Source organism: Alphaproteobacteria bacterium (assembly GCA_030680745.1).
Taxonomy (GTDB): domain Bacteria; phylum Pseudomonadota; class Alphaproteobacteria; order JAUXUR01; family JAUXUR01; genus JAUXUR01.
Window position 1 is genome coordinate 35,789 of record JAUXUR010000062.1, and the last position, 12,377, is coordinate 48,165.

The 12,377-nt window shown below is 34.6% G+C and carries 10 protein-coding genes and 1 tRNA gene; 5 read left to right on the forward strand and 6 right to left on the reverse strand.

Annotated elements, in window-relative coordinates:
• Nucleotides 1-280: 280 nt before the first annotated feature.
• Nucleotides 281-874 carry a superoxide dismutase gene (locus Q8L85_07245; GenBank protein MDP1724483.1) on the forward strand — a complete coding sequence of 198 codons (594 nt, stop codon included), beginning with the start codon at nt 281-283 and terminating at the stop codon, nt 872-874.
• On the opposite strand, the gene recO is transcribed toward Q8L85_07245, so the two are convergent.
• Nucleotides 871-1,569 carry a DNA repair protein RecO gene (recO, locus tag Q8L85_07250; protein ID MDP1724484.1) on the reverse strand — a complete coding sequence of 233 codons (699 nt, stop codon included), beginning with the start codon at nt 1,567-1,569 and terminating at the stop codon, nt 871-873. The two genes, Q8L85_07245 and recO, sit on opposite strands and share 4 nt — an antisense overlap.
• 70 nt (nt 1,570-1,639) lie before the next feature.
• A complete protein-coding gene (locus tag Q8L85_07255) occupies nt 1,640-2,377 on the reverse strand; it encodes a hypothetical protein (GenBank protein MDP1724485.1) in 738 nt (245 codons plus the stop codon).
• A gap of 357 nt (nt 2,378-2,734) precedes the next feature.
• On the opposite strand from Q8L85_07255, the gene Q8L85_07260 reads away from it, so the two are divergent.
• From Q8L85_07260 to Q8L85_07275, 4 genes are all read left to right on the forward strand, one after another.
• A complete protein-coding gene (locus tag Q8L85_07260; GenBank protein MDP1724486.1) occupies nt 2,735-3,010 on the forward strand; it encodes an HU family DNA-binding protein in 276 nt (91 codons plus the stop codon).
• A 639-nt stretch (nt 3,011-3,649) separates the two neighbouring features.
• Nucleotides 3,650-3,726 (forward strand) — tRNA-Met (locus tag Q8L85_07265).
• Between the two features lie 79 nt (nt 3,727-3,805).
• Nucleotides 3,806-4,498: a class I SAM-dependent methyltransferase gene (locus tag Q8L85_07270; protein ID MDP1724487.1), complete on the forward strand. Its 693-nt coding sequence runs from the start codon at nt 3,806-3,808 to the stop codon at nt 4,496-4,498.
• A 429-nt stretch (nt 4,499-4,927) separates the two neighbouring features.
• Nucleotides 4,928-7,363 (forward strand): penicillin acylase family protein, encoded by a 2,436-nt coding sequence (locus Q8L85_07275; GenBank protein ID MDP1724488.1) that lies wholly within the window; start codon nt 4,928-4,930, stop codon nt 7,361-7,363.
• Nucleotides 7,364-7,594: 231 nt separating this feature from the next.
• Here the strand turns inward: Q8L85_07275 and Q8L85_07280 are convergent, their stop codons facing one another.
• The 4 genes from Q8L85_07280 to ybgF form a co-directional block, all read right to left on the reverse strand.
• Nucleotides 7,595-8,953: a trypsin-like serine protease gene (locus Q8L85_07280; GenBank protein ID MDP1724489.1), complete on the reverse strand. Its 1,359-nt coding sequence runs from the start codon at nt 8,951-8,953 to the stop codon at nt 7,595-7,597.
• A gap of 252 nt (nt 8,954-9,205) precedes the next feature.
• Nucleotides 9,206-9,616, reverse strand: coding sequence for a hypothetical protein (locus Q8L85_07285; protein MDP1724490.1), 411 nt, complete (start codon nt 9,614-9,616; stop codon nt 9,206-9,208).
• Nucleotides 9,617-9,696: 80 nt separating this feature from the next.
• Nucleotides 9,697-11,064: a hypothetical protein gene (locus tag Q8L85_07290; protein ID MDP1724491.1), complete on the reverse strand. Its 1,368-nt coding sequence runs from the start codon at nt 11,062-11,064 to the stop codon at nt 9,697-9,699.
• 380 nt (nt 11,065-11,444) lie between these two features.
• Nucleotides 11,445-12,371 carry a tol-pal system protein YbgF gene (gene ybgF, locus Q8L85_07295; protein MDP1724492.1) on the reverse strand — a complete coding sequence of 309 codons (927 nt, stop codon included), beginning with the start codon at nt 12,369-12,371 and terminating at the stop codon, nt 11,445-11,447.
• Between the last annotated feature and the right edge of the window lie 6 nt (nt 12,372-12,377).

The following is a 12,377-nucleotide window of genomic DNA, read 5'->3' on the forward strand; positions in this document are numbered from 1 at the left end:
TGATATTAACATGATTTTATATTATAATATTAATTATAAACTTTTCTTCAATGTCTGTATTTTGCATAATATTTGTTTTGGGTATAAGCTATCTTGAAACTAATTTTTTTAAAGGATCTTCGAGATGAAAAAATTTATATGGACAAAAATTTTATTTTTTTCGTCTACACTCGTACCACTCAATATATACGCTCTCAACAATTCTCATGATTTAAACTTGCCCAAACAACAAAGTTCAGTTAAAAATCAATCAACTGAAATGCTAAAAGGAGTAGTGTCGATGCCTTTTGAACTCCCCCCCTTACCCTATGCAATGAATGCGTTAGAACCCCATGTTTCACAAAAAACGCTTGAATTTCACTATGGCAAACACCATCAGACTTATGTCACGAATTTAAACAATCTTACAAAAGATACCCCCCTCGCCCAGAAAAAGCTCGAAGAAATCATTCTTGAATCTGCTAAAGATCCTGCAAAAGCTGGTCTTTTCAATAATGCAGCACAAGTTTGGAACCATACATTCTTTTGGCATTGTATGAAACCTCAAGGCGGTGGACTTCCAACTGGTAAATTAGCTGACAAAATAAACCAAGCTTTTGGTTCTGTTGATGTTTTCAAGCAAAAGTTTAAAGAAGCAGCACTCGCGCAGTTTGGAAGTGGTTGGGCTTGGCTTGTTCAAGAAAATGGCGAACTTAAAATCACCAAAACAGCAAATGCCGATTTACCCATGGCGCATGGTCAAAAAGCGATTTTAACATGTGACGTTTGGGAGCATGCTTATTATCTTGATTATCAAAATAGACGTGCTGATTTTGTTCAGGTCTTTTTAGATAATCTCGTTAATTGGGAATTTGCAGCTTCTAATTTAGACTAATTAAGCACCTGAATAAGATTCTGCCTTGATACGGGAAAAGCTTTTCCAAATTGCGGGAAAAGCTTTTGCTCTAAAAAATATCCCGTTAACGTTAATCCATGAACAATATCTTCCATCTGACAGATAGAGGATTCCTCGATTAAAAATTTTGGTAATCTTAATAATTGATTTTTATAAGCCATACCAGCATTTAATGATACGGCGGCACCTGATTTCGGCGACACATAAGTCAAATTAGATGTTTCACGCGTCACAATACATTTTTCAAGAGATAACCCAAAGCCTAATTCTTTTAAAAGCTGTAATTCCCATCTGCAATATTCAACAAGAATATTGGGCCAAGACACTGGTTTTGATAAAAATTCAATTGTTTTATCATATAAAATATTATGAGGATCTTTGGGCGCTAAAAGCAAACGCAAAAAATCAAGAAGTGAGCCCAATACAAGAAGTAAATTTTGTGTTGAAAAATGTTGCGCATAATTTTTAGTTTGTTCTAACTTAAAGCTGCCTAAGCTTTCTTGAATGCGCAACGAACAATCAATCCAATAAGTTGATCCTAAAAGAAGCGGCAATTCATCTCGTTTAATAAGTCCAGATTCAAGCCCTCTAAAACGCGTAAAAAACGTTAATATAAGCTTATCTTCATTGAGAGGATTTATACCAATTAGTAAACCATCATCACGCCACTGCATATAAATCTCTCACCAAATAAAAAAGCCCTTAAGTAAAACCCAAGGGCCGAATATACACTCGAAAGATTAATTAGTACATTCTAAAGCGAATGCCCGCTGTCACAGGGAATGTGAACATGCCGCCAACACGATTAAAAAATGGAAAATGTGTTCTTATTTTTGATGGTTTAAGACGTCCACTTCCAATAGCTTCCGCCATAAATATAAAATCAATATATTCAGCGAGTTCTGCATCTAATCCAAGTTGAAGCCCGCCAGCAAAGGCTGTATTAGAATCAAAGAATTTATCTTTAGCAAAACGAATATTATCAATGAAGACCTTCGTATTTACTGATTTTCGTGAAACAACACCAAGTTTTGCACCAACAAAGGGATACCAAGTCCCACCACAATCATAGTAGTAACGCCCCCCTAAATAAGTACCTAATGCACCAAATGTACCCGTTTGATACTTCATAAGTGAATTTGTATCAGGTCTTATTGAACGCGCAACATTTTTTTTACCTGTACCAGCGATCGTATAATCAACGTTTGCAAAAAATTCAAATTGGTTGGTTACGTTATACCCAATACTACCACCAAATATAAATGGAAACTTCAAGATATCATTAAAATTAGGTGCTTTTTCACAATAATATTTACCATCAACAATAAAAGATGATTTTTTTCGATGCACAAAAGTAGAAGGTGCCATTCCACCATAAGGAATAATTGAAAATTCGCCTTGTCTTAAGGCCCCAGCATTAACATCTGATGATTGTTGATTAAAAGCAAACAAGCACGCTAAACCAAAGAGTAATTTTTTCATAACCGCATTTCCTCAATTTTCTAAAGGAGTCTTAAGATTCCGGACTCTATATTTCATTGTTAATTGAGGTTAGGGTGGGTTTCAAAACATGTCAACAAAATCAAACACACACATTAAAATAATTAAAATGTGATGTTTTTTTTGCATTAGTTAAAAAAGCAGCATTACCGCCATTGTAAAAAATTATTATTATTTTTCAAATGGTTGTGCGCATAGGTTAATTTAGTGAATCAAAATTACTCATTTTTGTTGAAAATCCTGCGTTTTTTTCGTTGACGAAAGCGTTTTGTAAGCTTTACAGTCAAATTATGGACTTTATAAATCTACATTTAATGACGACAACAAAGGTGGTGTAACGTGAACAAAAACGATTTAATTACTCGAGTAGCTGATCAAGCTGGTATTACTAAAGCTGATGCATCTCGTGCAGCTGATGCTGTTATTGATGCAATCACAGCAGCTCTTACAACTGGTGATGAAGTTCGCCTTGTAGGCTTCGGCACATTCTCTGTTTCCAGTCGCGCTGCAACTGAAGGCAGAAACCCACGTACTGGCGAAAAAATTAACATTCCAGCATCACGCCAACCTAAATTTAAAGCCGGTAAAGGCCTTAAAGACGCTGTTAACGGTTAATTCGTTAAAGACAGTCTATTAACCGCTTGTTCACAGTATATCAACTTACTTAAACAAGCGGCTTAATAATAAATTAGATTTTACACTTTTTCATTACAAGCAATCCAAATTTATTTTCTTATTTACATCAATTTGCAGCATGGATCCCGCGGCCAAGCTTGAGAGATTTACACGAAATAATTCTGCAACATGTTGAAAACAATAGAAACCCGTCGTTGCGAGTTTCCCACTACCAAAAAAAGGTGGACTTAAAATGGATGACCAAGTTGTCCGCCACCATTGTTTCCCTGAACAGGCGAGAAGCAAAGCTTCGAGCACGGATTCAGGGTCCAGATCACACTCATGATCGAAGATCATGGCAAAATTAATAAACTCTTGCCATGCTCTTCGAGCATGTATTTTAGTCTGGATCCTGAATCTGCCTTCGAAGCTTCGCTTCAAGGCGTTCAGGAAAACAAAAGTGTGTGGGCAAATTTTTAGCCTAAAAATAAAAATTGCCCCGTAGATTGAGGAAGCGGATACTTGATGACGAATTTACCCATAGGGTGGGTAGTTACACTAAAATTTAGGTGTTTTCTAAAATTTATATCATTAATGCTTGACAGATAAGGGCTTGAAAGGTTAAAAAACTAGATACGTGGCGGAGTAGCTCAGTTGGTTAGAGCGGCGGAATCATAATCCGTGTGTCGGGGGTTCAAATCCCTCCTTCGCTACCATAATTTTCTTATCATTTTCATTTAATCACTTTTCATATAGCTGAATTTTTGCTACCCCTTAATCATAAGGGAGAAAAAAATGCACCATACAGCCTCAAAACAAATAGAAATGCAAAAAACATGGGAAGAATTGCATGCGCAAAATAGATTTTGCCCAAAATATCCCAATGAACTAGTTGTACGTTGGGCATTAACGCAATTTCCTATAAAACAAAACACTAAAATTCTAGATCTTGGTTGCGGTGCTGGCCGACATGCCATTTTCCTGGCACAAGAAGGTTTTGATGTTTACGCAACAGATATCTCCCGTGAAGGCATAAACGTTACACAAAATCGCGCGCAGGAACTTGGATTAAAGATACAAACCAAAACTAACCCTGCGCATTTAATGGATTATCCAGAAGATTTCTTTGATGGGATCGTATGCTACGCCGTTTTATATTATGGATCCAAGCAAGACATGGAAACTGCCATCAAGAAAAGTTTTCAATCGTTAAAGCCTGGTGGCAAAATGTTTCTTGTCACACGCGGCGATCAAGATTGGCGCTGTCGCTATGGTCAAAAAATATCTTCTTTTGAATACCATCTAACAGATTTAGGCAATGGAACGCCTGCTGATTCCGAAAAAAACATGGTACAAACTTTTTTAACTAAAAATGAATTAATTGATTTATATAAAGATTTTAGAAAAGTGACGATTGAGACAAATCATTTAAGTTGGTCAAATGGTCAGTTTATAGATCATGATTTCCTTGTTTTTGCAGAAAAGTAATATATACTGCTGATATTGTTAATACTTAACTTTTAACGCGAACTCGAATTGATCATATTGGAAACATAGAATTTCCGTCGTTGCGATGAGTCGAAGACGAAGAAGCAATCCAGAAAATAGCCTTTCAAAGGCTATAAATGTTGATTTTAGAACTAGATTGCTTCGCTGCTTTGCAGCTTCTAATGACGAGCCACCTCACATCGTCATCGCGAACCCCCACCTCTTTTTTTTTGGGGGGGGTGTGGCGATCTCAATTTTTCAAGGAGATTGCCGCGGGGCCCCTTTTAAATTTGGGCCCCTCGCAATGACGGATGGTAGTTGTCATTCCTTTTAAGTCCACCTCTTTTGAGTGTTGGAAAACTCGCAACGACGAAATAATATAATTTCTAACATCTTTAATTCAGAATTAGTCTTATTAAGGAATTTAAAATGAATCCACGTTCCTCGACTATTACACACAAAAAACCTTCGATTTATTATACACAACCATCGCGATTTAAAAAATTTATTAAGTACACATCTTACACATTTTTAACTCTTATACTTCTTGCGCTTATATTGGGGACAGGATTTTACTTTTGGTTGAAAACAGGTTTACCAAAAGACAATGAAGAATATAATCTTACAGGTCTTACCGAAAAAGTTCAAATTACACGCGACGCGGAAGGCATCCCTTACATTAAAGCAAAAAATTTGCAAGATGCTTCTTTTGCGCTTGGTTTTTTACATGCACAAGATCGTTTGTGGCAAATGGATATGGTCCGTCGTTATACATCAGGTCGGTTATCCGAAGTCTATGGTGAACGCGCTTTGGAAAACGATAAATTTATGCGCGTCATGGGTTTTAACCATCTTGTTCAACAAGATTTTGAACTGCTTTCCAAAGAGCTTCAAAACATTTTAGAAGCCTATACCAAAGGCGTTAATGCTTATATTAAAGATCATAAAGGTGCCCTCTCCCCCGAATTTTATGCTCTAACCTATACGCCTGAAGAATGGAAACCCCAAGATTCGCTGCTTTGGCAAAAATCTATGGCACTGGCCCTTAGTCATAATTGGCGTAATGATCTTTTGCGCAGTCAAATGCTTCATATAATGAGTGAAGAGGAACTCAATAAATTTTGGCCAAACACACCCGAAAATGGAGTTGTCACCCTTACCAAAGAAGAATTAGAAGCGTCCGATCTTGCACAAAAACTATTAACATCGATCCCCAATAAACTGGCACCTCAAATTGCTTCCAATGCTTGGGTTATCCATGGCGATCGTACAGAATCTGGTAAACCTATTCTTGCCAATGACCCACATCTTCAATTAATCACACCTGGCAATTGGTATTTGGCCCGTATTGAAACACCTGAACACACCTTCGTAGGTGCAACAGCCCCTTCTGTACCTTTCGTTGTTTTAGGACGTAATGCAAATATCGCCTGGGGTTGCACAACAACCATGGGTGACGTTCAAGATGTATTCGTTGAAAAAATTGATCCTAATAATTCTGATCATTATTTGGCGCCAGAAGGATCTTTACCCTTTGTCACACGAGATGAAGAAATCAAAATTAAAGGCGGACAAAAAATTTATTTGAAAGTAAGACAAACACGACATGGTGTTGTTATTTCAGATATTTTAAAAGACGCCAAAACAAAAAATTTCAAAAATGAAGTTTTAGCACTCGCTTGGCCAGCTTTAGAACCAGGTGATAAAACATCACAAGGTCTTTATCAACTCAATTTATCGCGTAACTGGACAGACTTTAAACAAGCAATGTCAAATATCCATTCACCACAACAAAACGTTCATTACGCAGATATTGACGGCAATATTGGCTTTTATGCACCTGCAAGAATACCTATTCGCAAAAAAGGATCTGGGCTTGTGGCAGTACCAGGATGGAGTGGTGATTATGATTGGAATGGCTTTATTCCATTTGATGAATTGCCCCATACATATAATCCAAAATCAAACCTTGTTTTTAATGCAAATAATAAAATCGTTGATGAATCCTATCCACACCACATTGCGTATGAATATGATATACCAGGTGCACGTGCATCACGTCTTAAAACACTTTTTGATGAACCTCAAAAACACAGTGTTAACACATTTAAAAAAATCCAGCTCGACACTGTTTCAGTACTCGCCCAAGATTTCTTGCCTCTTTTGTTAGAAGCAGAACCCAAAGGACCAGCAGAAGCACAACTCCATGCAAATATCAAATCTTGGGATGGTTCAATGTCTAAAAAAGCGTTTGAGCCATTGTTTTTTGAAGCGTGGCTCAAACAATTACATGAAGTTACCTTCAAAAACAGATTAGGTGATTTATATGATGATTATTTATGGTGGCGCCCTGAATCAATTATCCAAGTGCTTAGCAACGGACATCACAATTGCCAAACATCCAGCCCCGAAAACAATGTAATTTGTAAAGCAAAAGTGACAGAAGCCTTTGACAAAGCGTATATTATGCTTTCGGACAAATTCGGCAAGGATCATCAGAAATGGCGTTGGGGTAAGGCGCATAAAGCAGGCTTCCAACATAGTTTATTCAAACATATTCCGATCATTAATAAAATAACAGATCATTACATTTCGACACCTGGTCACAAATATACAATTAATGAAGCAGCCTCTGTTATGTTGCCAATGGATTCATTTATTCAAGAACATGGTCCTGGACTTCGCGCCATTTATGATATGAGCGATCTTGAGCAAAGCCAATTTATGATTGCACCAGGTCAATCAGGCAATTTCTTATCGCCTTATTACATGAATTTTCTTAAACTTTGGGCAAAAGGAAAATATGTTGAAATTCCAAAAAATCCTAAAGTTGAACAAAAGAAATTAACGCTTATACCGAAATGATTTGGAAATACCGATTTTTTGGCATGAAATTTGAGGTGATTTTTGATGCCAAAAATAACGACAGGTAATTGTTTTACCTTAGGAATTTTTGGTTCAAAGCGACCAAAGGTCATAGACTAAAAACGGTAGTTTCAGATCATTTAGGTATAGTCCTGCATAATAATAAAAAAGCCCCAAACATCAATTTGGGGCTTATCTACATGTTATTTAGCAATTTCACAATGTAATTTATTAATTTTTTATATTTATAGTGAGTGGAAGAAAATCATGAATTTCTTTATTGGCTTCTTTACTAAATCCTTTTATACGCACATCAATACTTGCACGGGATAATCCAGTTCTATTCAAAGAAAATAAATTCATAATACCAAGAATATCATAAAATTTTCCTCTTAAAGAATAACCAAATTCATTTCGTTCAATTTCTACATTATTTATGCCAATATTTTCATTTGAATTGAGCATTAGATCATATGCTGGAGCATCAATAGAAATCGTTACAGGTTGTTCTAAATCTAAAGCAGCAGATGGTTCTAAAATATGTTCTGTTAATTGACATTTAGATTCAATATCACAGTATAAATCAATCAAGCTTTTATTATGTAATAATTTTTTACCTTGTGTAATTTTAAACATTTCATCTATTGAACCATTAAGCCATACCCCACGGTCAGAATAATCAATAATAGTTGCAAATAAAATACTAACATTATCATAAAGATCATCAAGTGAATAATTCGACATATCAATTGATTCAAAATTATCAATTGATTTTAAAAACTCTTTATCTTTTGCAGCATTAGTAAAGCCACAACCACTTACAATTCCAGCAACATAGATATTGCCTTTGCGAGACTTAATAAGAAGCGGACCACCACTATCTCCATGTTCAGCCATAGCATAAGGTTTAAAATCTGAAGCTTTCCATTTCTTAAAAAAATTATTATTTGGATTCGACTCCAAATCAGGTTTTCTAAGAATTGACATTAACATTGGAGAATCTTCTCGCGTTCTCACCGTTGAAAGTTCTAAATTAGGCACAATTGCAGCTTTTTTTATGCATTTTCCATATCCCAAAAATGCACCTTTATCCACTTTTCCAGACCCAGCCTCTACCAAAGGAACAGCATTAACGCCAGGAACCCTATTTTCAAGCTCTAAAAATGCTACATCATACCGATACTTATTTTTTGAATTTAAACGAAAATGTTTAATATACTCACTATTTAAAACAATTGATTTTACTTTATATTGTACGCTTTTGCTAAACATTACTTCAGAGCCAAACCCCATATAAAGCCCCTCAACAGGAATCGGTTCAGATTTTGAGGCATCATAATCATCAGGAATATAATCTTCCAAAGAGTGCATACACGTAATTACAATTGCTTTTGTGTCGTTTTGAACAAGAGTCCCTGTAGACCATCCTTTTTTATTATAATCATAAATATAACCAATAGCGTTAAATCTTTCATCACTATGAGCTAAATCAACATAATCTTGATCTTTGTGATAACCATTGGACACAACAGCAAAAGAAGTTGATAGATAGCATAAAGAAAAAAGAGAAAAAATAATTTTTTTAAACATTGCACATCCTTTTAAGGCTTATTAATCAATTATAAAACAACATAATTTTTATTAAAAAAAATAACTAAATATGTATTTTTATGTTAAAGAATATAATATGTTTTATTTAAATGTTCAACAAAAATAATTAAATATAGATTAGCTTCAACCTAATTTACAATTTATTATAACAATTCAAAATAATAGCCCCAAACATCAATTTGGGGCTATTTACAATCATTCTAAAACGTTTTGACATTATCCTTCTGCAAATCACCCAAGTGGTGCCGCAAAAATTTTACACTGACTAGCCATTGTATCTAATTGACTCATAAGCTCAGTATCACTTTTTGTCTTTTTAGCAGAAACGTATTTCTCTAATGAAGCATTATATATACCTTGTGCAGCATTAAACATTTCATTAGTTATTGGAACTTTAGATTTTCCTACAAGTTTTTTTGCAGCACCCTTTAATCTATCAAATTTTGATGGCTTACCTTCAGGATTTGCTGATAAATACATTGCTTCAAGTGAAGTTTCACAATTACCTGTCACTGTTCCTTCATAAATAAGCACAGCATCTGAAACCGCATAAGTATTATTTACAAATACAGAAGACAATAAAAGAAATGCACCTGCCAAACTCAGTTTTTTGAAACATTCAACATTTTTTTCTCCAAACATTCAATTGACCCATTGATATTATTATAAATGTTGAGTGTTAAAAATTAGTTAATATTAGAAACTTTAAACAACTATAATTCTTACCAACCACTTAGATCAGCTGCTCGCTCACACAATTTTTCAAAATCAATATTAGCTATAAATTCTTTCTTTTTTTTAGCAATTTCTTCACGTCGAACAAGTTGATGATATTTGAACTGTTCTGGCGAATGGCTATAAAGCGTTTTAAGATATTCTTTTTGTCTTGGACGTTTAATTTCTCTGTTATTGTAATCTATATTACGTTGAATTTTCCATTCATTCTCTATTAATATGGTATATTCTTCTTCAAGCTGTTGTTCTTTTTCTAATAATTTTTGTTTTCTGCTTTTAAAAGCGTTATAAGGATCGTCACTAATACACAAATAATTTGAAATTTTTAATATTTTTAAATCTCTTTTTTCTTTTTTTATTTTATCTATTTTGTTTTTTTCTTCTTCCAGTTCTTTGTTCAATGTCTTTATTTTTTCGTTAATTATTCCATTTTTGTCATAGCGTTTTGTTATTAAATAATCATCGTACAAAGAACAAAGATCTTTACCCAAAGGTAAATCAAGCGACAATAATAATTCAACAGATTTATCATTCTTTTTCTTTTCTTCTAAAGTTTTTATACGTTGTTTTTTTTCTGAAAGAAAAATATTTTTAACCGACCAAACATAACCTTGCACAGGCAATAAAGGAAATAAATATTTTAACGATCTTTTAAATCCATTAGATAAAATAGTTGCATTTTGTTCATTTTGATAACTTTTAATACGTGCTTTTTTAAAATCAGGATCCTCGCTCATCCGTCTTTCAACCCGTACAGAATAGCAATCTTCTGGATAAATAGATTCATGTGCAATCCAAGAATTAATATAAAAAGATGCAATCTCATCACCCATTTCCGCCTTAAGGATCAAGCGCTTAAAATAAATATTATCTTCTAAAGGAACACCACTAAAATGAAATTCGAAAAATTTATTATAAAGAAGCTCACTATGTATTGCGTCTGCTTCATAATCATTTTGAATTTCGGCTTTTTTTTCTAAAATCTTCAAACGTTCTTCTAAAGTAAGATCAAGACGATATCCATCTTTTAAAAATTTCAATTCATATTTATGTGCGAGTTCATTTCCTTGATTTGAATAATCCTGAAGTTCTTCAAATCTATCTTTTATAGGTCTTTCATTTTGTCCTATATCACCTTCACCAATAGCTTTAATGACACATGAAAGCGCTTCTGGATTATTTTCTGCGCGTCTTAATAATTCTTGATATCTTTCTTCTGGCGTATAACCACAAACATAACATGTCTCAAGATTTTCTAACGAGGATACATAAATAAGATAATCTTTAAACAATCCAGCAGAAGATTCCCACGACATAAGAAAAAAAGCACAAACGGCAAAATAACGAATATTCATCAAATAAACTCCACCCTATTTAGATTGTAGCTATCTGTAATATAAAAGAATTAAGCCGTCAAATTAATTTTTTATTAATCTACGGGACAAAAAATAATTAAGGTTTTAAATCTGGCAAATATCCAGCCGTTTCCCTGAACAGGAGAGAAGAGAAGCTTCGAGTAGGATTCAGGGTCCAGATAATAATCATGATCGAAGATCATGACACAATTTATGTAAACTTGTCATGCTCTTACGAGCATGTATTTAGTTCTGGATCCTGAATCTGCGTATGAAGCAAAGCTTCAACGCGTTCAGGAAAACAAAGGTGTGTAGGCAAGTTTTAAGCATGAAAAAAAATTGACCCATAGATTGGTTTTTTTTAGAATTTACACTACACCTCAACCCGCACATTTCAATTTTGCAGATTCTTGCTTTGCGCGCTCTAAAATAGCTGTCGCCGTAGGATATTCAGACTGAATTTTCTTAATAATCGTACAGGCTTTTTGATTTTCTTTAAGCTGCTCTAATGATAAAGCGAGCTTCAACAAATTATCAGGTGCCTTCGGTTTTGTTTTATGCTCTTGATAGCCTACCAAAAATTTTTTGGCTGCTTTCTGAAAATTTTGGCTCGCATAATACGTTTCACCTAACCAATATTTAGCATTCGCTGCCAATTCATGATTGGGATATTTTTTAATAAACGCTTTAAACGCAATTTGAGCGCCACCTAAATCTTTCGAAAGCAACAAATTATAAGCATAATCATAATGCTCTTTAGCTGTACCTGGAATTTCCAAAGGTTTTACAGGTTCTAATTTCGCTTTTTTAATTTCGGGATCTAAGGCTTGCACAGTTTCTGGTGATACTGTTCCTAAAGTTTTAACGGTCGCCTCTTTTGAAGAGGCATATTGTTCATCATCAGCGGCCTTCTGCGTATCTGATTCATAGGTGACTGCATCGTTAGATGGAACATTTGATGTAGTAGTAGCAACATCCTGGGGCTTATCGCCTAATTTTTGCTCTAACAAACCAACTTGATGTTCCAGTTTTTCAATTTTACCTGTTAAATCACGCACAACATCATTGAGATTACTAATCATAATTTCAGCACGCGCTTCAGGCGTTGGTGCATGATGCGGCGCAAAATGATTTTTAGGTAATATAGCAGGCTGATGGTGTGGTATATCATATTGTCCAGCAGGATGCGCATCCTGCATTTTATGATTCAGCTCTTCCACTTCCTCAATAAAATCATCAGCACTTTTGGCAATACTTACTGCATGCACCATAAAACCAAACGTTAAAGAAGCTAAAATCAATCGCATTTATTT

Bases quoted from the DNA above. Each gene is read 5' to 3' on its own strand.
- Q8L85_07275 (MDP1724488.1), top strand. From the start codon at position 4,928: ATGAATCCACGTTCCTCGACTATTACACACAAAAAACCTTCGATTTAT.
- Q8L85_07290 (MDP1724491.1), bottom strand. From the start codon at position 11,064: ATGAATATTCGTTATTTTGCCGTTTGTGCTTTTTTTCTTATGTCGTGG.
- ybgF (MDP1724492.1), bottom strand. From the start codon at position 12,371: ATGCGATTGATTTTAGCTTCTTTAACGTTTGGTTTTATGGTGCATGCA.
- Q8L85_07255 (MDP1724485.1), bottom strand. From the start codon at position 2,377: ATGAAAAAATTACTCTTTGGTTTAGCGTGCTTGTTTGCTTTTAATCAA.
- Q8L85_07245 (MDP1724483.1), top strand. From the start codon at position 281: ATGCCTTTTGAACTCCCCCCCTTACCCTATGCAATGAATGCGTTAGAA.
- Q8L85_07270 (MDP1724487.1), top strand. From the start codon at position 3,806: ATGCACCATACAGCCTCAAAACAAATAGAAATGCAAAAAACATGGGAA.
- Q8L85_07280 (MDP1724489.1), bottom strand. From the start codon at position 8,953: ATGTTTAAAAAAATTATTTTTTCTCTTTTTTCTTTATGCTATCTATCA.
- Q8L85_07285 (MDP1724490.1), bottom strand. From the start codon at position 9,616: ATGTTTGGAGAAAAAAATGTTGAATGTTTCAAAAAACTGAGTTTGGCA.
- recO (MDP1724484.1), bottom strand. From the start codon at position 1,569: ATGCAGTGGCGTGATGATGGTTTACTAATTGGTATAAATCCTCTCAAT.